We start from the raw sequence: 21,307 nt of genomic DNA on the forward strand, positions 1-21,307 counted from the left end.
CCGCCGCCATGTACGAGCTGTCCCGGGTCCGCCTCTACTCCATTGGGCCTGCCGGTGCGCGCTATGCCGACACCGTGCTTGACCTGCGGGGTGTCGGCGAGCCCGTGCCCGACCCCGCGCCTACCCAGGCGGAGTTCTTCGAGGAGGAGCCCGTCGGACCGCCGCGTCGGCCCGCGCCCGCGGGGGTGCTCTTCCTGGAGAACGGCGGCGGCAAGTCGGTGCTGCTCAAGCTGATCTTCTCGGTGATGCTGCCGGGCCACCGCAACACGCTGGGCGGCGCCAGCTCCGGTGTGCTGCGCAAGTTCCTGCTCGCCGACGACTGCGGGCATGTCGCGCTGGAGTGGCAGCACACGCTGACCGGCGAGTGCGTCGTGGTCGGCAAGGTGAGCGAGTGGCGGGGGCGGCAGGTCTCCAACGACCCGCGGAAGTTCGCGGAAGCCTGGTATTCGTTCCGACCAGGTCCCGGGCTGAGCCTGGACAACCTGCCCGTCGCCGAGGCCACCGCCGTACGGCCGTCCGTCGAGGGCGCGTCCGGCGCGCAGGGGCGGCGGCGGACCATGAAGGGCTTCCGGGACGCGATCACCGAGGCGGGCAAGGCGTATCCGCATCTCGAAGTGCACTGGGAGGAGATCCACGACCGCTGGAACGAGCATTTGACGGATCTTGGCCTGGATCCCGAACTCTTCCGCTACCAGCGGGAGATGAACGCCGACGAGGGCGAGGCCGCCGGTCTCTTCGCGGTCAAGAAGGACTCCGACTTCACCGACCTGCTGCTGCGCGCGGTCACCGATACCCGGGACACGGACGGACTCGCCGATCTGGTCGGCGGCTTCGGCAACAAGCTGGGGCGGCGCGCCGAGCTCATCGCCGAGCGGGACTTCACGGCCGGGTCCGTGGATCTGCTCGGCCGGATCGTCGAGGCCGCCGAGGCGCGGGCACGCACGCGTGACATCCACGCGGGCGCCGAGCGGCGTACGCGGACGCTGGCGCGGCGGCTGTCCGCGCGGGCCGTACAGGAGCGCGTGCGCGCCGGTGAACTCGCGCAGCGGGTGACGGCCGCCGCGTACGCCGTGACTCATGCGGAGGGCGCACGCGAGCGCAGTTCCCTGATCGCCGCCGAACTCGCCTACCGGCACGCCTCGTTGGCACTCGCCGGAGCGGAGAAGTCCGCAGCCGCGCAGAAGCGCGAGCTGGCCGACGCCCGCACACTGCACTCGGCCTGGCAGGCCGCCGAGGCCGTACTGCGGCACCGCGCCGCCGCTGACCGCTCCGCGCGCGTGGCCGCCGCGATCCTGGAGGCCGAGCGGGACGCCGCGCCCGCGCTCGCCGCGCGCGCGAGGGCCGCCGTCGACCTCGTACGCGCCCTGCACCGCGCCGCCGAAGGCGCCGAGGCGCTCGCCAACGAGGAGGAGGAGCGGTCCGCCGGGCTCCAGGAGATCGGCTCGACGGCGTACGCGGACTCGACCGCCGCGGCCACCGCCGCGCAGCGCGCCCGCAGCGAGGTGGGGCATCTGCGCCAGCGTCTGAGCGAGGTCGAGCAGGAGACCGCCGAGGCGGTCCGCGCCGGCTGGCTCGACGACAGCGCCCCCGACGCCGACCCGGCCCGCGCCGCTCTCGCCGCCAGCGATGCCGAGAAGACTGCCGTCGCTGCCTGGGACACCGCGCGGGAGGCCTCGCGGCGCGCTTCGGAGCACGCTCGGGAGGCCGCGTCCGCCGAGTCGCGCGCCGAGCTCACGGCGGCGCGCGCGGCGGACGCGGCGACCGCGGCGGAACTGGCGTACGACGGGGAGCGGCGTACGGCCGAGGCGCTGGCGGGGGAGGAACGGCTCGCGGAACTGCTGAGCCTCCCCGGCAGCGGCGTTCGCCACGGTGTTCCGCAGCCGCGGCGTGATGAGGAAGCCGACAGTTCCGCCAGTCCCGGTGGAGCCCCGTTCACTCCCGAAGAGCTGGACCACTACGCCGACGAACTCCGCGAGCTCCTCGACGACGGCGTAGCCTCCGCCGAACGTCAGCTCTTCGAACTGCGCACCGCCGCGGCCGATGACGCGCGCATCCTCGGGGCACTCGGTGACGGAGGGCTGCTGCCCCCCGGGCCGGACGTGCTGGCCACCGTCGAGTACCTCGGCGAGCACGGGATCCCCGCACTGCCGGGATGGCGCTACCTCGCGCAGGCCGTCGACCCCGTCGACCACGCGCGCGTACTGGCCGCGAGGCCGGAGCTGGTCGACGGTGTGATCATCACCGACCCGGACACGCACGCACGGGCCCGCGAGGCGCTCAGCGACGCGGCACTGCTGCCGCGGTCCGCCGTGGCCGTGGGCACCGCCGCAGCGCTGCTCGCCCCGACTCCGGCCCCCGACGCGGGCGACGGCGACGTGTTCCTCGTACCGCCGAACCCGGCCATGCACGACGAGCATGCCGCCGACGAGGAACGGCAGGCGCTGCGCACCCGCGCGACCCAGCGGGACGAGGAGATCCGCACTCTTGCGGCACGGCTCGGCAAGGACCGTGAGCTGGCGGCGCGCCTGGCGTCCTGGCGGACCGGCTGTCCGGCGGGGCGACTCGTCGAGCTCGCCACGGCCGCCGGGGACGCGCGCGCGTTCGCCGAGGAGGCCGAGGCCGAACTGGCCGAGGCGCGTACCGTCCGGGCGGAGGCCGACGAGGCGGCGGCCGAGGCGGCCCACGTACGGGACGAGCGGCAGGAGGCCGCCCAGCGGGCCCGGCGTGCCGCCGACGCGCTCGCCGGACTCGCCTACCGGCTGCGCGAGCGCGCAGGCTGGCAGGTCAAGGTCCGCGAACTCGCCGATGAGGCAACGGAGTCGGAGGCCCGCGCCCAGGTCTGCCTGGAGCGCGCCCGTGCCGCCGACGAGGACCGCCGGGCCGCTCAGCGCGCCGCCGACGACGCCCGCCGCACGGCCCGCGCGCTGCGTGCCGAGCGCGCGGAGATCGCGGGCGCCCCCGACGACGTACCGGAGGACGAGACAGGCGCGTCGAAGTCGTCGCTGCCCGCCCTGCGTGAGGCCTACCGGGCCGCCTCCCAGCTGTACGAGAAGGTCGGCGTCGGCGCCGACCTGCGGGCCGAGCAGGCGCGGGCCGAGAGCGACGCGAGCGCGGCGCTGGCCGAGTGGGACCGGCTCAGCAACAAGGTGCGGACACGGGCGGCGCAGCTCCTGGAGTCGCCGGACGGTTCCGATGGGCCCTCCCGGCAGGCCGCCGCCGCGCGTGCGGAGGAGCTCGTGCAGCTCCTGGAGACCCGGATGTCCACCGCGAGCGAGCAGCTCGGACGCCTGCGCGGCGAGGCCGAGCGCCACGCACCCGAGGACGGCGAGGCCCACACCGAGCTTCCGGAGGAGCTGCTTCCGCGCGATGCCGAGCACGCACAGAGCCTGCTGCGTACCGCCACCGCCGAACTCGCCTCCCGTGCCGAAGCGTTGAGCCAGGCGCGCGAGGCGCACGCCGAACTGCTCGACGCCCACCGTGCCGCCGAGGATGCCGCCGGTGGCTTCGACGAGACGGCCGCCCTGCTCAGGGACCTGCTGCGGGAGCACGCCGACGAGGAGCAGGAGGAGCCGGAGCCCTATCCCGGCACCCTCGAAGAGGCCCGGCACTCCGCCGCCGAGGCCCGCCGCTCGCTGCGCGGCTGCGCCGCCGACCTCTCCGCCGCCGAGGGCGCCGTGCGCGAGGCGAGCGACATCCTCGTCCGGCATGCCAACTCCACGCGCTACGAGCAGGTGCGCACCCCCGCGCGGCAGCAGATCCGTGAGTTGCCCGCCTCCGCGCTGCCCGAGCACGCCCAGAAGTGGGCGGACGCGTTCGCGCCCCGACTGCGGGTGCTGACGGACGAGTTGGAGCAGTTGGAGCGCAACCGGGACTCGATCGTGGACCGGCTGCGCGGGCTCGTGGAATCGGCTCTTGCCACGCTGCGGTCCGCTCAGCGGCTCTCCCGGCTTCCCGAGGGGCTCGGCGAGTGGTCCGGGCAGGAGTTCCTGCGCATCCGCTTCGAGGAGCCCGACCAGGCGACGCTCACCGAGCGGCTCGGCGAGGTCGTCGACGAGGCCACCCGCGCGGCGGTCAAGAAGAACTCCGACATGCGGCGTGACGGGATGTCGTTGCTGCTGCGCGGGGTCAGCGCCGCGTTGCAGCCGAAGGGCATCGCCGTGGAGATCTTGAAGCCGGATGCCGTACTGCGTGCCGAGCGCGTCCCCGTCGGGCAGATGGGCGACGTCTTCTCCGGCGGCCAGCTGCTCACCGCGGCCATCGCGCTGTACTGCACGATGGCCGCGCTGCGCAGCAACGACCGGGGCCGCGACAAGCACCGCCATGCCGGCACGCTCTTCCTCGACAACCCCATCGGGCGCGCCAACGCGACGTACCTGCTGGAGTTGCAGAGGGCCGTGTCCGACGCGCTCGGCGTCCAACTCCTCTACACCACCGGCCTGTTCGACACGACCGCGCTCGCCGAGTTCCCCCTCGTCATCCGGCTGCGCAACGACGCAGACCTGCGCGCCGGGCTGAAATACATCAGCGTCGAGGAACACCTCCGGCCGGGACTGCCGCAGCAGACCTCAGCCGCGGAGGACGATTCGGTACACAGTGAGATCACGGCGACGAGGATGTTCAAAAGGCCCGCGCCAAGCGCCTCATAAGGGGCGCGAGGAGCTGCGCGCCCAGCCACAAGCGGCCCGCAGGGCAGGCCCGGTGGGCTGGCGGCACTGTGACGACGCATCCAGGGATGCCCTCTTGGGCCGTGACGAGAGCGGCAGCTCTTGGTCGTGGTCAAGAGGGGCGCCCCAGGTCGTGCCTAGGAGTGCGACAACTGACTGGCCCCGCCGCCCTGGCGACGTATCCGCTCCTGCGCGCGCTCCGCGGCCCGCGTCTGTCGCTTGGCCTTGCGTCGCTCGCGTCGCAGGGTCCGGGCGGTGCTGCTCGGTTCCGACACCACTCCGTTGCGCTGGTTCCACACCTGTCGTGTGACCCAGACGTCGAGGGCGGCCCAGGTGGCCACCACCGTGCTGCCCACACTGCTCAGGACCATGGGGAAGGCCAGCCACGATCCAGCGACGGTGCACAGGAAGGCCACCACCGCCTGCGTGAGCGTCACGGCGATGATGATCACCGCCCGCACGGCCGCCGTACGCACCGGATCGGGCAACCGCCGTTTGCGCGCGGGCTCCTCGATCCACAACGGCCGGTAGTACCCCTCCTCTTCGTACCCTTCCGCCGCGACGCCTCGCTCAGCGGCCCGGCCGCGCTCGCTCATGACAGCGCCCTGACCGTCCGGCTCGTCTCGACCGCGCGTCGCGTCGCGCCGCTCAGCCAACTGACCGCGTCCGTCCGCCGGAATGTCGCGATCCGGTGCCTGAGTGGCCGGTCGTGCCACCTCGGGGCTCGCCACCCCAGTCCCGAGCGTCCCGTGCCGCTCCGCCGTGCCCATCAACTCGTCACTCCCCACCGCCCAGCAGGCCCCTCGCACTGGTGTCATGCGACACCGGCTCCCCAGTGGCTGCCCGGCTTGCGCTGTTTTACGCCGCCTGGACGCGGCATGCGGCCCCTGCGGCCGATTCCGCCCCCAATTCCCGTACAGAAAGACGAACGGCGCGCCTTGAAGATTCCCGACGAGCGAAAAAATCAGGCCAACTGACCAAGTTCACCGCTCCGATGGGATCCGGCCCCAAGCGCCGATTTCGGTCAGGCAATCTCCCCCAATGAACGGACAACTGCCCATGTCTCGTTCCCATCCCGCCGGAGCTGCGTCCGGACAGCGCTTCGAGTTACCTGTGCGTCGGTAGTAGGCTCACGCCGTTTGTTGACGCACATGTGTACCCCCCGGGCCGGAGGGGGTCGAGCTGGGGGAGGCCATGCGCTTTCGCGGGAAGTCCATCCGCCGGAAGATCGTGGCGCTGCTCCTCGTGCCGCTGGTGTCCTTGACCGCGATCTGGGCCTTCGCGACCGTGCTCACGGGGCGCGCGGCCAACCAACTGTTCAACGTGGCCGACATCGTGGAGAAGATCGGCTATCCCACCGAGGACGCCGTCCGGGTCCTCCAGCAGGAACGCCGCCAGACTCTTGTCTATCTGGCCGATCCGCGCGCCTCCGACGCGCTCGCGGCGCTCAAGCGCAGCCGGACCGCCACTGACAGCGTCGTGGCGAAGGTCCGCAAGAACTCCAAGGACGAGGACCTGCGCGAGGAGATGGGCGGGGGTACCTCGGAGCGCCTCACCGCCATCCTGGACGCCGTCGACGGAATCGACTCGCTGCGCCACAGCGTCGAGGAGGGCACCGTCAACCGGTCCCAGGCCCTCGACCAGTACAACCGTCTGATCGACCCCTGTTACGTCCTGATGGCCAACCTTCATGTGCTCGACGATGTCGAGATGGACAAGCAGGGCCGCGCCCTCGTCAACGTCGCCCGAGCCCGCGAGCTGCTCTCCCGCGAGGACGCCCTCCTCGGCTCCGCGCTCGTCGCGGGCCGCATCACCCGCGACGAGATCCGCGACATCTCCGACCTCGTCGCCCAGCGCACGCTGCTCTACGACATCAGCCTGCCGCTGCTGCCCTCCTCGGAACGCGAACGCTTCCAGCGCTACTGGAAGAACGCCGACACGGCGCCCCTGCGCGTCGCCGAGCAGTCCGTCGTCAACTCCGCCGCCGGCTCGCCGCGTGGCGTCACCGCGAAGAGCTGGGACAACGCGGCCGGACATGTGCTCGACGACCTCGGCAAGCTCGACGACAAGGCGGGCGACCGCTACCAGGACCGGGTCCAGCCCGTGGCCATGGGCGTCATCGTCAAGGCGGTCGTCGCGGGCGTCATCGGGCTCATCGCTCTGCTGGTCTCGCTCGTGATGTCCGTACGCATCGGCCGGAGCCTCATCCGCGACCTGCGCCGACTGCGACTGGAGGCCCACGAGGCGTCCGGTGTCCGGCTGCCCAGCGTGATGCGCCGCCTGTCCGCCGGCGAACAGGTCGACGTCGAGACCGAGGTTCCGCGCCTGGAATACGACAAGAACGAGATCGGCGAGGTCGGCCAGGCCCTCAACACCCTCCAACGCGCCGCCGTCGAGGCCGCGGTCAAGCAGTCCGAACTGCGCGACGGCGTCTCCGAGGTCTTCGTCAACCTCGCGCGCCGCAGTCAGGTCCTGCTCCACAAGCAGCTCACCCTGCTCGACACCATGGAGCGCAGGACCGAGGACACCGACGAACTCGCCGACCTGTTCCGCCTCGACCACCTGACCACCCGCATGCGCCGCCATGCCGAGGGCCTGGTCATCCTCTCCGGCGCCGCCCCGTCCCGGCAGTGGCGCAAGCCCGTACAGCTCATGGACATCGTCCGCGCCGCCGTCGCGGAGGTCGAGGACTACGAGCGCATCGAGGTACGACGGCTGCCGCGCGTCGCCGTCACGGGACCCGCGGTCGCCGACCTCACCCACCTCGTGGCCGAACTCCTGGAGAACGCCACGGTGTTCTCGCCACCGCACACGGCCGTTCAGGTCCTCGGTGAGCGCGTTGCCAACGGCTTCACCCTGGAGATCCACGACCGCGGCCTGGGCATGGCCGCCGAGGCGCTCCTCGACGCCAACCTGCGGCTCGCCGAGACTCCCGAGTTCGAACTCTCCGACACCGACAGGCTCGGCCTGTTCGTGGTCAGCCGGCTCGCCCAGCGGCAGAACGTCCGCGTCTCCCTCCAGCCCTCCCCGTACGGCGGTACCACCGCGGTCGTGTTCATCCCCGACGTGCTCCTCACCGACGACGTCCCGGACACCAACGGCATCGGCTTCCGCCTCGACCGCACGTTGCCCACGAAGGAGGGCGAGACCGAGGAGGGCCGCAAGGCGGCGCTCTCCCAGGTGCCGGTACGGCTCCCGGGCCTGCCCGCCTCGATCCTGGACGGTCCGGTCGAACTGGAGGCGCCGGTCGACCTGGATACCCTCACCGGTTTCCCGGGCGCCCTCGACGACGAGGACAGCGAGCGCGGCGGTCTGTTCCGGCCTCGTCGCTCCATAGCCGGTGTTCCGGGCGAGCTGCAGCACGCCCACGACGGCCTTGGCGAGCCCGCCCGCTCCGGTGACGACGACCTTCCGGGTGCCGCGCCGGTCCCGCTGCCGAGGCGCAGGACACCCAAGCTCGTCAGCTCGCACGGGCGCCCTGTGACCCAGACGAGGTCCCGGCGCGACGAGGCGGACGGGGAGTTCACCGAGGACTTCGACCCGCTGCACAGCCTGGAGCCGGTGCAGAACCTGGGACCCGTGGGGAGCCCGGAGCCGGTGGAGCGCGGCGCGGTGGAAATCGGCGGCGCGAAGCCGCTGCCGGCCCGGCGCGGTGAGCGCGGTGAGACCCCGGCCCGGCGTGGCGGCGAGCGCCCCGAGGCCTCGGGCCTTCGCGACGCTTCGGGAGTGCGAGGAGCGGCCGGCCTTCGCGAGGCGCCCGCTCTCCGTGAGGCGCGCGGCCATGGAGACGCCCCCGCCCTCCCCAGGCGCACCCGGCGCACCACCGCGTCGCCGAGCACGGACGAGACCACCCCGCGCTCCGACGCCACGACGGGAGAGGCAGAATCAGGCATGGGCCCGCTGCCCCGCCGTGTCCGACAGGCCAATCTGGCCCCGCAGTTGAAGGACGGCCCCGAACGGCGCACCGAGCGCGACAAGGACCGCACCGGCACAGGAGCGGACCTCGCCGAGCGCGACGCGGACGAGGTGCGCAACCGGATGGCCTCGCTCCAGCGGGGCTGGCAGCGGGGCCGCGAGGAGAACGCCGCGGGCGACGAGGCCCAGGACGGCACAGCAAGAGGAACGACAAAGGGGGATGGTCGATGACCGCACCGAAGGCCGCAGGGCCCACCACGACCAGCAAGGCGACAGGCGAGCTGAACTGGCTTCTCGACGAACTGGTGGACCGCGTCGCCAGCATCCGCAAGGCGATCGTGCTGTCCGGCGACGGCCTTCCCACCGGGGCCTCCAAGGACCTGACCCGGGAGGACAGCGAGCACCTGGCCGCCGTCGCGTCCGGCTTCCACAGCCTCGCCAAGGGCGTCGGCCGCCACTTCGAGGCGGGCAGCGTACGGCAGACCGTCGTCGAACTCGACGAGGCCTTCCTGTTCGTCACTGCCGCCGGTGACGGCAGCTGCCTTGCCGTCCTCTCGGACGCAGACTCCGACGTCGGGCAGGTCGCATACGAAATGACGCTCCTGGTCAAGCGGGTCGGCGTACATCTGGCCGCCGCTCCACGCACCGATCTGCCTTCGGGCGGGTAGTGGGATGACATGAGCGTGAGCGGAGACGGTCAGGGAAGACGCCACTGGTTCGACGACGAGGCCGGACCGGTGGTCCGTCCGTACGCCATGACACGGGGGCGCACCACCAGCCCGGCCCAGCACCGCCTCGATCTGATCGCGGTGGTCGTCACCGAACCGCACGCCGACGACCCCGAAGCGGACCAGACGCTGTCCCCGGAACACGTGGACATCGTCGAACTCTGCCGCGACGCCCCTCAGTCGGTCGCCGAACTCGCCGCCGAGCTCGACCTGCCCATTGGAGTGGTCCGGGTCCTCATCGGGGACCTGGTGGACGACGAAATGGTCCATGTGACACGGCCCGTACCCCCTGCCGAACTGCCGGACGAGAGTATTCTGCGCGACGTGATCAACGGCCTCCGGGCGCTCTGAGCAGGGCGGAAGCGGGGAACAGACGTGACAGGCTGGCAGTTCTGGGTCGATCGAGGCGGCACCTTCACCGATATCGTCGCGCGCCGCCCGGACGGCCGCCTGCTCACGCACAAGCTGCTCTCCGAGAATCCCGCCAGATACGCCGATGCGGCGGTCGCGGGCGTGCGCGAGCTCCTCGATGGCGACGATGGCGCGGGCGGTGACGGCAAGGGCGCCGCGGGCGCGCACATCGAGGCCGTCCGTATGGGCACCACCGTCGCCACCAACGCGCTCCTGGAACGCAAGGGCGAGCGCACCCTCCTCGTCGTCACCCGCGGCTTCCGTGACGCCCTGCGCATCGCCTACCAGAACCGGCCCCGCATCTTCGCCCGGGCGATCGAACTGCCCGAGCTGCTGTACGAGCGTGTCGTCGAGGTCGACGAGCGGATCGCCGCCGACGGTACGGTGCTGCGCGCGCCCGATCTGGAGGCACTCGCAGGGCCCCTCCAGGAGGCCTACGACTCCGGGATCCGCGCCGTCGCCGTCGTCTGCATGCACAGCTACCTCCACCCCGCCCACGAACAGGCCGTCGGCGAGCTGGCCGCCCGCACCGGGTTCCCGCAGATCTCGCTCTCCAGCGAGGTCAGCCCGCTGATGAAGCTCGTCCCACGCGGTGACACGGCCGTCGTCGACGCCTATCTGTCGCCCGTGCTGCGCCGCTACGTCCAGCGCGTCGCCGACGAACTCCAGGGCGTGCGGCTGATGTTCATGCAGTCCAACGGGGGGCTCGCCGAAGCGGGCCAGTTCCGGGGCAAGGACGCCATCCTGTCCGGGCCCGCCGGCGGCATCGTCGGCATGGCCCGGATGTCGCAGCTCGCCGGCTTCGACCGCGTCATCGGCTTCGACATGGGTGGCACGTCCACGGACGTCTCGCACTTCGCGGGCGAGTACGAGCGGGTCTTCACCACCCAGATCGCCGGAGTCCGGCTGCGCGCGCCCATGCTGGACATCCACACCGTCGCCGCGGGCGGCGGCTCGGTACTGCACTTCGACGGCTCCCGCTACCGCGTGGGCCCCGATTCGGCGGGCGCCGCCCCAGGGCCTGCCTGCTACCGCGGCGGCGGCCCGCTCACCGTCACCGACGCCAACGTCACGCTCGGCCGCATCCAACCCGCCCACTTCCCAGCGGTGTTCGGCCCCCATGGCGACCAGCCCCTCGACGACACCCTGGTCCGCGACCGGTTCACCGCCCTCGCGCGCGAGATCCGGGAGCAGAGCGGCGACGACCGTACCCCTGAGCAGGTCGCCGAGGGCTACCTCCAGATCGCCGTGGCCAATATCGCCAACGCTGTCAAGCGGATCTCGGTGCAGAAGGGCCACGATGTCACCCGGTACGTGCTGACCACCTTCGGCGGCGCGGGCGGCCAGCACGCGTGCATGGTCGCCGACTCGCTCGGCATCCGCACCGTCCTCGTTCCGCCCATGGCCGGTGTCCTCTCCGCCCTCGGAATCGGACTCGCCGACACGACGGCCATGCGTGAACAGTCCGTGGAAGCGCCGCTGGAAGCTTCCTCGATGCCCGGCGTCCTCAAGACCGCCGACGACCTGGAGGGCGCCGCCCGCGCCGAACTGCTCGCCGAGGACGTGCCCGAGGACCGCATCCGGGTCACCCGCCGCGCCCAGCTCCGCTATGACGGCACGGACACAGCGCTCACCGTCGAGCTCAGCGAGCCCGACACCATGACCCACGCCTTCGAAGGACGCCATCGCGCCACCTACTCCTTCACCCTCGACCGCCCGGTCGTCGTGGAAGCCCTCTCCGTAGAAGCCACCGGTCTCACCGAACCCCCCGATCTCTCTGCCCTCGCTCCCTATGAAGCCGCCCTCGAAGGCAGCTCCGCTGCGCAAGGCCCCTCCGCCGCCCCGGAGACGGTGAGCCTCCACACGGGCGGCGCCTGGCGCGACGTGCCCCTGCACCGCCGCGAGGAACTCCCGCCCGGCGAGACCGTGACCGGACCCGCGATCATCACCGAGGCCGGTGCGACGACCGTCGTCGACGACGGCTGGCGGGCCGCGACGACCGATGACGGGCATCTGGTCATGGAACGCGTCGCGGTTACGCAGAGTTCCGATCTCGGCACGGAAGCGGACCCGGTTCTCCTGGAGGTCTTCAACAACCTCTTCATGTCCATCGCCGAACAGATGGGCGCCCGCCTGGAGTCCACCGCCCAGTCGGTCAACATCAAGGAGCGCCTGGACTTCTCCTGCGCCCTCTTCGATCCCGACGGCAGTCTTGTCGCCAACGCCCCGCACATCCCTGTCCACTTGGGCTCGATGGGCACGAGCGTCAAGGAAGTCATCAGGCGGCGCGGCGACAGCATGCGGCCGGGCGACACCTACGCGGTCAACGACCCGTACCACGGCGGCACACACCTCCCCGACGTCACCGTGATCACCCCGGTCTTCGACACGGAGGGTGAGCGAATCCTCTTCTACGTGGCCTCGCGGGGTCACCACGCCGAGATCGGCGGCATCGCGCCGGGCTCCATGCCCGCGAACAGCCGCACCATCGACGAGGAGGGCATCCTCTTCGACAACTGGCTGCTGGCCGAGAACGGCCGCTTCCGCGAGGCCGAGACCCTGGCCCTGCTCACCGCGGCGCCCTACCCCTCGCGCAACCCGAAGACCAACCTCGCCGACCTGCGCGCCCAGATCGCCGCCAACCAGAAGGGCGTCGACGAAGTCGCCCGCATGATCGAGGACTTCGGGCTCGATGTCGTCCAGGCGTATATGAAGCACGTCCAGGACAACGCGGAAGAGGCGGTGCGGCGCGTTGTCGACACCCTTGAAGACGGTGAGTTCGCTTACGAGACCGACTCCGGGGCGGTCATCAGAGTCCGCGTCTCCGTAGACCGCGAAAAACGCTCCGCCACCGTCGACTTCACGGGCACCTCCCCGCAGCTCACCACCAACTTCAATGCCCCGTTCGCGGTGGTCAACGCCGCCGTCCTGTACGTCTTCCGCACGCTCGTCGCCGACGACATTCCGCTCAACGACGGCTGTCTGCGCCCCCTGGACATCGTGGTGCCGCCGGGATCGATGCTCGCCCCCGAGCCTCCGGCCGCAGTCGTCGCGGGCAACGTGGAGACCTCCCAGGCGATCACCGGGGCCCTGTACGCGGCCTTGAGCGTGCAGGCCGAAGGCTCCGGCACGATGAACAACGTCACCTTCGGCAATGAGCGGTACCAGTACTACGAGACCGTGGCTTCCGGATCGGGCGCGGGCGACGGCTTCGCCGGCGCGCCCGTCGTGCAGACCCACATGACCAATTCGCGGCTCACCGACCCCGAGGTCCTGGAGTGGCGACTGCCGGTCCGGCTAGACGAGTTCGCGGTCCGGCGCGGAAGCGGTGGCGCAGGGCGCTGGCGCGGCGGAGACGGCGCCGTGCGCCGCCTCTGGTTCCTCGAGCCGATGACCGTCTCCACGCTCTCCCAGCACCGCCGGGTGCCGCCCTACGGCATGGCGGGCGGCGCGCCCGGAGCGCTCGGCGCCAACCGGGTGGAGCGCGCGGACGGCACGGTCACCGAACTTGGCGGAAGTGACTCGACAGACGTCGGCCCCGGCGACGTACTCGTCATCGAAACCCCCGGCGGCGGGGGCTACGGTCCACCGCCGCACGACCCCCATCAAGCAGGAGAAGAGATCGATGATCTTCGGGCGTTCTGAGCGCGGCAAGCCCCCGGTCGAGCCCGTCACGCTCAAGATCCTGGTGGCCGGCGGCTTCGGCGTGGGCAAGACGACTCTCGTCGGCGCGGTCAGCGAGATCAAGCCACTGCGCACCGAGGAGGTGCTCACCGAGGCGGGCCGGCCCATCGACGACACCAGTGGGGTGGAGGGCAAGCACACCACCACCGTTGCCATGGACTTCGGCCGCATCACGCTCCGCGAGGACCTGGTGCTCTACCTCTTCGGGACGCCCGGGCAGGACCGCTTCTGGTTCCTGTGGGACGAGCTTGCCACCGGCTCGCTGGGCGCCGTCGTACTCGCCGACACCCGCCGCCTGGAGGACTGCTTCGCCGCCGTCGACTACTTCGAGCGGCGTTCCATACCGTTCGTGGTCGGCGTCAACTGCTTCGAGGGCGCGGCCCGTTATCCCGCCGACGACGTCCGCCAGGCCCTCGACCTCGACCCCGCCGTCCCGGTCGTCATCTGTGACGCGCGGGACCGGGAGTCGGTCAAGGAGGTCCTCATCGGAGTCGTCCAGCACGCGATGGCGTACGCGGCCGACCGCCGCCAGACCGTCACCACCTGACGCAACGGGTACGGCCCGTACCCCCGCCGACCGGGGTACGGGCCGCAGTCATGCACGCGCGCGTGGCTCACGCGAGACGCACGCACGCGTGGACCCCTGTTTCAGCTGACGTCCTCCTCGTGCCAGCCGAAGCTCTTCTCCACCGCCTTGCGCCAGTTCTGGTACTCACGGTCGCGCACGGAGACCTCCATGGCCGGTGTCCACTCGACGTCCTTCTGCCAGTGCGACTTCAGCTCGTCGAGGTCGTTCCACACACCGGTCGCGAGCCCGGCGGCGTACGCCGCGCCCAGACATGTCGTCTCGGAGACCTTCGGACGGATCACCGGCACCCCGAGAACGTCCGCCTGGTGCTGCATCAGCAGATTGTTCTTGGTCATGCCGCCGTCCACCTTCAGGGTGGTGATCTGCACCCCGGAGTCCTGATACATGGCGTCGACGACCTCGCGCGTCTGCCAGCTGGTCGCCTCCAGAACCGCGCGGGCGAGGTGCGCCTTCGTGACGTACCGCGTGAGCCCGGTGACGACACCGCGCGCGTCGGAGCGCCAGTACGGGGCGAACAGGCCCGAGAACGCGGGCACGATGTACGCGCCGCCGTTGTCCTCGACGCTCGCCGCCAGCGTCTCGATCTCGTCGGCGCTGCGGATGATGCCGAGCTGATCGCGGAACCACTGCACCAGCGCCCCGGTGATCGCGATCGACCCTTCGAGGCAGTAGACCGGCGCCTCGGTGCCGATCTTGTACCCCATGGTCGTCAGCAGCCCGTTCTTCGAAGGAACGGGCCGGTTACCGGTGTTGAGCAGCAGGAAGCTCCCCGTGCCGTACGTGTTCTTCGCCGTCCCCACGTCGTAGCAGGCCTGGCCGAACACCGCCGCCTGCTGGTCGCCGAGGGCCGACGCGACGGGGACGCCCGCGAGCTGGCCCACGGCGGTGCCGTACACCTCTGCGGAGGACCTGATCTCGGGGAGGACCGCTTCGGGGACGTTCATCGCGGAGAGGATGGACTGGTCCCACTGGAGTGTCTCCAGGTTCATCAGCATGGTGCGCCCGGCGTTGGTCACGTCGGTGACGTGCTGCCCGCCGTCCGTGCCGCCGGTCAGGTTCCAGATCAGCCACGAGTCGATGGTGCCGAAGGCGATCTCACCGCGCTCGGCACGCGCGCGCAGGCCCGGAACATTGTCGAGCAGCCAGGCCGCCTTGGGCCCCGAGAAGTAGCTGGCCAGCGGCAGACCTGTCTGCTCGCGGAAACGGTCCTGCCCGTCCGAGCCGCCCAGTTCGTTGCAGAGCGCGGACGTACGGGTGTCCTGCCAGACGATCGCGTTGTGCACGGGCTTGCCGGTGGCGCGGTCCCACAGGACCGTCGTCTCGCGCTGGTTGGTGATGCCGAGCGCGCTGACCTGGTCGGCGCGCAGCCCGGCCTTGGCGATGGCGCCCGCGACCACCGCCTGCACCTTGGACCAGATCTCGGTGGCGTCGTGCTCCACCCAGCCCGGCTTCGGGAAGATCTGGCGGTGCTCGCGCTGGTCGACGGCGACGATCGCGCCGTCATGGTTGAAGATGATGCAACGGCTTGAGGTGGTGCCCTGGTCGATTGCGGCGACGTACTTCTCGGCATGATCCGTCATGACGTCCCCTTCGTCAGAAGGCTGCGTTGTAGATCGCGGCCCCGATGGCGGCACCCGCGATCGGGCCGACCACCGGGATCCAGGAGTAACTCCACTCCGATGTGCCCTTGTTGGGAATCGGCAGCAGCGCGTGGGTGAGGCGCGGTCCCAGGTCGCGGGCCGGGTTGATGGCGTACCCGGTAGGGCCGCCCAGTGAGAGGCCGATGCCGACGACGAGGAGGGAGATGAGCAGGACGGGCAGGCCCGCGGCGCCGATGCCCGCGACGTGCTTGCCCCCACCGACCAGCCCGAGGATGGGCAGCATCAGGGCGGCGGTGGCGATGATCTCGGTGATCAGGTTCTGTACGGGGTTGTTGATCTCGGGCCGTGTCGAGAAGATCCCCAGCGTCTCGATGGCCTTGTCCTCTTCGGCGTTGAGGTTGAACTGGCCGAGGTAGAGCAGCCAGCAGAGCGTGGCCCCGATCATGGCTCCGGCGAACTGCCCCAGGATGTAGAAGGGCACGTCCTCCCACTTCGTGGAGCCCTCGATCGCGAAACCGATCGTCACGGCGGGGTTGATCTGCCCGCCGGACAGCGGTGCCGAGGTGTACGCGCCGGCGAGCACGCCGAAGCCCCACCCGAAGGCGATGACCACCCACCCCGCTCCCTGCGCTTTGGACTTGTTGAGGGTGACCGCGGCACACACTCCCGCGCCGAACAGGATCAGAATCGCTGTGCCGATCAACTCGCCGACAAAGATGTCTCCGTTGCTCATGGCGGCTCCTAGGCCCTCGCCCGAGGCGATCCGCCCCGGGCCACCGTGCAGGGTGCGTTTCCCATGGCTACTTCAGCCGAAGGCAGGGAGGTCCCGCGCCCCGCCCGGCGTCCGTGACGAGCGTGCCGTCGCAGCGGAATCGCCCGTGGGGGACGGCCCGTGGTACAGGTCGGAAACCCGAGCGGCGCGGTGCCTGTAGACGCCCTAATGCGGCGATGCCGACTGACACCCGGAAGTGTTCACCGGTGCCCAGAGGGCGTCAAGGTCGCGGACCGCAACGGTTCGAAGGCCACGAATAGGACGCGCGTCGCGGTGGGTTGTCGGGGGCGAGCACGGGGTGGGCCCGCGGACGGCGATCCCCGCGCCCGTGGCCCGGCGGCTCCTGCCTCGCCCGCGGGGGCCCGGCGGCCGCGCTCGGTCTGGGACGGGAAACCGCTCGGCACGGGACGGGAATCGGTGCTTCGCCTGGGTCGGTATGCGTTCCGCGCCCTGGGACCGGTATCCGCGCCTCGCCCCGGTACGGGTTCCGATGCCTCGTCCGCGGACGCTACGGGGATCAGAGCCTCATCCGCGGGAACTGGCGTCCGCCGAGCCCATGCAGCGGCAACCTCCGATCCTGCCCCCTCCCACTGCGGAGGCCCGCGGACTGGCGTCGACGCCCTGGATCGGCCGTCGCCGGGTCGTGCGCACGTCTGCCGGTCGCCGATCGCCGGGTCAGGCCTCCAGTGGGTCAGCCGGTCAGCGTCTGCCCGGACGGCTGAGCCGGTGCCGCGCCCGAACCGCGGCGGATCTCGTGGCCCGGCAGTCCCGCACGCCCCAGCACCCAACTAGCCCCGTTCAGGGCCTTCGCGGCCTGCTTGAGGGGGGCCAGGCAGGCCGCCGCCTGCCGGTGGTCGGTCACACTGCCGGGCGAGCACAGCACCGTCGCCAGCGACAGCGTGACGGTCCGCCCGCCTGCCGACCAGGGCGTGTCGAGCACCGAGGTGGCCAGCGGGTCGAGGGTGTCCGGATCCGCCAGCACCAGGAAGTCGTCCCCGCCGATGTGCCCCACATGCGTCGCCCCGGACGCCGCGTGCTGCAACGCCCGCCCGACGGACCGGATCAGCTCGTCGCCCGCAGCGAACCCCGCTCCATCGTTGACCTGTTTGAAGTGGTCGACGTCCAGCCAGCTCAGCGCGAACATCCTGCCGTCCGCGATCCGCCGGTCCACCTCGCCGGTGATCGCGTCCGAACCGGGCAGCCGCGTCAGCGGGTTGAGCCCCGCCGCCTCCTCCACCCGGCTCTCGGCCAGCGCCCGTACGAGATCCGCCAGCCGTACGACGCCCACGCATCGCCCGTACCGGTCGACGACCGCGACATCGTCGGACGTACGGTCCCGCTCCCCGTCCGCCACCACGTCGAGCACTTCCCACGCGGTGGCGTCGACGCCGACCGTGCGCGGCGGATCGCCGAGCTTGGCGGCAGGCCGGTCGGCGTACAGCGCATGCCCGTAGCGCCCCGACAACGACAACAGGAACCGCGACCGGTGCACTGAGCGGACCGGAACACCGGAGGGATCCACGAGCAGCACCCCGGACACGTCGGGCGAGCCGGTGAGCAGCGCGCGCACCCGGCCCGCGGACGCCGTGGCGGGCAGCAGCGCCGCCGGCCGTACGAACTGCCGTACGGACGGCCCCGACCGCGGCGTCGACGCGACGCCGGGGGAGAGGGCCGGAACGTATACGTCCGCTGCGGGCAGCCGGGCGGGCGGCGCGAACAGCTCGCCCTGCGCCAACTGAGCGCCCGCCGACACCGCGGCAGCGCACTGCGATTCCGTCTCGACCCCCTCGACGGACAGCAGCGCGCCCAACTGCTCGCACAGCGTCCGCATCGCCCGCACCGCCGCGGGCCGCGTCAGCAGGGACACATCGAGCTTCATCAGCTCGGGCGCGAGGTCCGTGAGCAGACGCAGGGGTACGTCGCCGTCGCCCACCCCGTCCGCACAGATCCGGAAGCCCTCGCCCCGCAGCGCGGTCACCGTCTCCAGCAGGGCGTGCTGGGGCACGTGCGTGTACGGCGGTCCGATGTCGATCGTCACCTCCCACGGCAGCCGTCCGGCCTCCCGCACCGCCTCGCGCAGCGCCGCGAGCCCGCCGAGATCGGCCAGGGTTCCGGCGAACACGTTGACGTGCAACGGCAGCAGCGTCTCCTTGCGGGCTGCCGCCCGGATCGCCAACGCGGCCAGGCGGCCGTCGAGTTCGGGGTCACGGCGGGCCTGCGCCAGGATGTCGCCGGCCTCCGGACGGGCGAGTATCTCCAGCGCCGCGACCCCTCCGGTCGTCAGATTGACGACCGGCTGGAAGGCAAAGCGGACAGTATCCGTCCAGGAGGGCACGGCAGCATAATGGCGCCGCCAGCGCACGCCCGGGCGCGATTCATGAGCTGTTCACGCAGCATTCCGAGGTCGTCACACCGAGTGCGGACGACCGCGGTACGAGCCACGCGGACGGCGGACGACCAGGGCACGCGCACGGCAGCCGGGATCACCGTACGGCGATGACCGACGACCCATGTCCGAACAGCCCCTGGTTCGCGGTGATCCCCACCCGTGCCCCCGCGACCTGCCGGTCACCCGCGCTGCCCCGCAGCTGCCATGTCAGCTCGCACACCTGGGCGATGGCCTGCGCCGGAACGGCCTCTCCGAAGGAGGCGAGCCCGCCGCTCACGTTCACCGGTATGCGTCCGCCCAGCGCCGTCGCGCCCTCCCGCAGCAGCTTGGCCGCCTCGCCCTCTCCGCACAGCCGTAGATCCTCGTACCACTGCAACTCCAGGGCGGTGGACAGGTCGTACACCTCGGCCAGGGAGAGATCTTCGGGGCCGATGCCAGCCTCCTCGTACGCCGCGCGTGCGATGGACGCGCGGAAGGAGTCGGCCGAGGGCTCCGCCGCCACCGCGGAGTCCGTGGCGATGTCCGGCAGGTCCAGCACCGTGTTGGGAAAGCGTGGCGTCACTGTGGACACCGCGCGGATCCGCACGGGGGCCGCCTGCCCGTGCCGACGCGCGAACTCCATGCTGGACAGCACCACGGCCGCGCCGCCGTCAGAGGTCGCGCAGATGTCGAGCAACCGCAGCGGATCGGCGACGACCGCGGAACCGGCGACCTCCTCGGCGGTGACCTTCTTGCGGTAGCGCGCACGGGGATTCAGTGCCCCCACGGCGGCGTTCTTCACCTTGACCTGCGCGAAGTCCTCCAGAGTGTCCCCGTGCACCGCCATCCGCCGCCGTGCGTACAGCCCGAAGTACGTCGGATTCGTCGCCCCGAGGACGCGGAACCGCAGCCAGTCCGGATCGTCCTGCCTGTCCCCGCCCGCGGGGCGGAAGAACCCCTTGGGCGCCGCGTCCGCGCCCACCACGAGCACGACGTCCGCGAGGCCCGAAAGGATCTGCGCCCGTGCCGTGTTGAGGGCTTGCGCTCCCGACGCGCACGCCGCGTAGACGCTCGCGACCCGCGCCCCCTGCCAGCCCAGCGCCTTGGCGAACGTCGCCCCCGCCACGTATCCGGGATAGCCGCCGCGCACGGTGTCCGCGCCCACGATCGAGCCGATGTCCCGCCAGTCGACCCCCGCGTCGGCCAGCGCCGCCCGCGCCGCCACGACCCCGTACTCGACGAATCCGCGCCCCCATTTGCCCCAGGGGTGCATGCCCGCGCCGATCACCGCCACCTCGCCGGTCATGCGCTCACCCCCGTATGCCGCAGGCCCCTCAAGCTCCTCACGCCGTCACCCCCGTCGGCCGCCAGTGCCACGTCGTCCAGGTCGTCTCCGCGTCCTCGTTCAGCACACCCGGGACGACCTCCACCTCCATGCCCACCGTCAGGTCGGCGACGGTGATCCCGGGAACTGCCTGGCCGAGTACCACAATGCGCTCGGATTCCAGCTCCACAGCGATCAACGCGTAGGGCTCCCAGGAGAGTTCCGGATCGGTCACATAGGGTGACGGAGGCCGGTACTGGCTGTCCGTGTACGACCAGACGCGGCCGCGCCGGGACAGCGGCACCTCGGCCAGCTCGCCGCCCTGGCATCCCGGATTGCGGCAGAAGGCGTCCTCGCGGGGGAAGAAGACGGAGGCGCACGCCGAGCAGCGCGTACCGAGGAGACGGAAGTCGTCGCCTTCCCCGGCGAACCACCCGGCGACCACAGGTGTGCGTGTGCGCGACAAGACCCCTCCATGGCGCTGGATCTGACGGAACGTCAGAAGTGTGCCACGGGCAGCGGGAATTGGGCAGGCGTCGTGGTGAACCACAGGGGCCGCTCGGGCGTCGGAGTACCTGTGGGGACGGCCGGGGCCCACGGGGGTGGATCCGGCCGTCCCCAAGTGATCGGATACAGTCCGCGGCGTGTCCGCAACCCCGCACCCGCCCGCCGACTTCGCACCGGACTCGCACTGTTCGAGCTGCGGCGCACCCTACGGAGAGGGCATCTCCGGCTGGCCCCGCACCTGCGCCGCCTGCGGCACGGTGGCCTACCGCAATCCGCTGCCGGTCGCGGTGGCCCTGCTGCCCGTGTACGACGCCCGGGGAACCGCTCTGGTCGTCATCACCCGGACCATTGCCCCCGCGCGCGGGGGGATCGCCCTGCCCGGAGGGTTCATCGACCACCGTGAGGACTGGCGGCACGCTGTCGTCCGCGAGCTCAAGGAGGAGACGGGCATCGACGCGGCGAGCCGGGAAGTGCGGCTCGCCGACGCGATGAGTTCTCCCGCCGGGCATCTGCTGCTCTTCGGACTCCTCCCGGAGCGCCCGGCCGCCGAACTGCCGCTGTCCGTCTCCACGGACGAGACGGAGGGCTGGCACCTGCTGCGCAGGCCGGCTGAACTCGCCTTCCCGTTGCACACCTTGGTGGTACGGGCATGGTTCGAGGGCCGGTACATCTGAGGGACCCGTGGTCCTGAAGCCGCGCTCAAGATCCGTGCGTCATCGCTTGCCATCCGCACACCGCAAGGCT

13 protein-coding genes are annotated in these 21,307 nt (G+C 71.4%); 7 read left to right on the forward strand and 6 right to left on the reverse strand.

Annotation, left to right across the window (positions count from 1 at the left end):
• Positions 1–8 precede the first annotated feature (8 nt).
• Positions 9–4,646, forward strand: coding sequence for a hypothetical protein (locus OIC96_RS40325; protein ID WP_330303090.1), 4,638 nt, complete (start codon positions 9–11; stop codon positions 4,644–4,646).
• 155 nt (positions 4,647–4,801) lie between these two features.
• On the opposite strand, the gene OIC96_RS40330 is transcribed toward OIC96_RS40325, so the two are convergent.
• On the reverse strand, positions 4,802–5,434 hold the full coding sequence (locus OIC96_RS40330) for a hypothetical protein (RefSeq protein ID WP_406502243.1): 633 nt from the start codon (positions 5,432–5,434) through the stop codon (positions 4,802–4,804).
• 424 nt (positions 5,435–5,858) lie between these two features.
• Here OIC96_RS40330 and OIC96_RS40335 point away from each other — a divergent pair, with 424 nt between their 5' ends.
• From OIC96_RS40335 to OIC96_RS40355, 5 genes are read left to right on the forward strand one after another with little or no spacing between them, the layout of a single operon-like run.
• Positions 5,859–8,810, forward strand: a complete 2,952-nt coding sequence (locus tag OIC96_RS40335) for a sensor histidine kinase (RefSeq protein ID WP_330303088.1) — start codon at positions 5,859–5,861, stop codon at positions 8,808–8,810.
• The gene (locus OIC96_RS40340; RefSeq protein ID WP_327427156.1) at positions 8,807–9,247 is read left to right on the forward strand and encodes a roadblock/LC7 domain-containing protein; all 441 of its coding nucleotides are present in this window, start codon (positions 8,807–8,809) and stop codon (positions 9,245–9,247) included. The genes OIC96_RS40335 and OIC96_RS40340 overlap by 4 nt, the downstream gene beginning before the upstream one ends.
• 15 nt (positions 9,248–9,262) lie before the next feature.
• Positions 9,263–9,658 (forward strand): DUF742 domain-containing protein, encoded by a 396-nt coding sequence (locus OIC96_RS40345; protein ID WP_327434910.1) that lies wholly within the window; start codon positions 9,263–9,265, stop codon positions 9,656–9,658.
• Positions 9,659–9,682: 24 nt separating this feature from the next.
• Positions 9,683–13,363 (forward strand): hydantoinase B/oxoprolinase family protein, encoded by a 3,681-nt coding sequence (locus tag OIC96_RS40350; RefSeq protein ID WP_330303087.1) that lies wholly within the window; start codon positions 9,683–9,685, stop codon positions 13,361–13,363.
• Positions 13,344–13,949, forward strand: coding sequence for a GTP-binding protein (locus tag OIC96_RS40355; protein WP_330303086.1), 606 nt, complete (start codon positions 13,344–13,346; stop codon positions 13,947–13,949). Before OIC96_RS40350 ends, OIC96_RS40355 begins: the two co-directional genes overlap by 20 nt.
• Positions 13,950–14,050: 101 nt before the next feature.
• Here the strand turns inward: OIC96_RS40355 and glpK are convergent, their stop codons facing one another.
• From glpK to OIC96_RS40380, 5 genes are all read right to left on the reverse strand, one after another.
• The gene (gene glpK / locus OIC96_RS40360; protein ID WP_330303085.1) at positions 14,051–15,571 is read right to left on the reverse strand and encodes a glycerol kinase GlpK; all 1,521 of its coding nucleotides are present in this window, start codon (positions 15,569–15,571) and stop codon (positions 14,051–14,053) included.
• 13 nt (positions 15,572–15,584) lie between these two features.
• Positions 15,585–16,325, reverse strand: coding sequence for an MIP/aquaporin family protein (locus tag OIC96_RS40365; protein WP_330303084.1), 741 nt, complete (start codon positions 16,323–16,325; stop codon positions 15,585–15,587).
• 730 nt (positions 16,326–17,055) lie between these two features.
• Positions 17,056–18,699: a GGDEF domain-containing protein gene (locus tag OIC96_RS40370; RefSeq protein ID WP_330303083.1), complete on the reverse strand. Its 1,644-nt coding sequence runs from the start codon at positions 18,697–18,699 to the stop codon at positions 17,056–17,058.
• Positions 18,700–18,847: 148 nt separating this feature from the next.
• Positions 18,848–20,038: a lipid-transfer protein gene (locus OIC96_RS40375; RefSeq protein WP_330303082.1), complete on the reverse strand. Its 1,191-nt coding sequence runs from the start codon at positions 20,036–20,038 to the stop codon at positions 18,848–18,850.
• A gap of 37 nt (positions 20,039–20,075) precedes the next feature.
• A complete protein-coding gene (locus OIC96_RS40380; RefSeq protein ID WP_330310013.1) occupies positions 20,076–20,501 on the reverse strand; it encodes a Zn-ribbon domain-containing OB-fold protein in 426 nt (141 codons plus the stop codon).
• Between the two features lie 199 nt (positions 20,502–20,700).
• On the opposite strand from OIC96_RS40380, the gene OIC96_RS40385 reads away from it, so the two are divergent.
• Entirely contained in the window at positions 20,701–21,237 is a 537-nt protein-coding gene (locus OIC96_RS40385) for an NUDIX domain-containing protein (RefSeq protein WP_330303081.1), read from the forward strand.
• Positions 21,238–21,307 lie beyond the last annotated feature (70 nt).

Source organism: Streptomyces sp. NBC_00775, from assembly GCF_036347135.1.
In the GTDB taxonomy this organism is placed as follows: domain Bacteria; phylum Actinomycetota; class Actinomycetes; order Streptomycetales; family Streptomycetaceae; genus Streptomyces; species Streptomyces lutosisoli.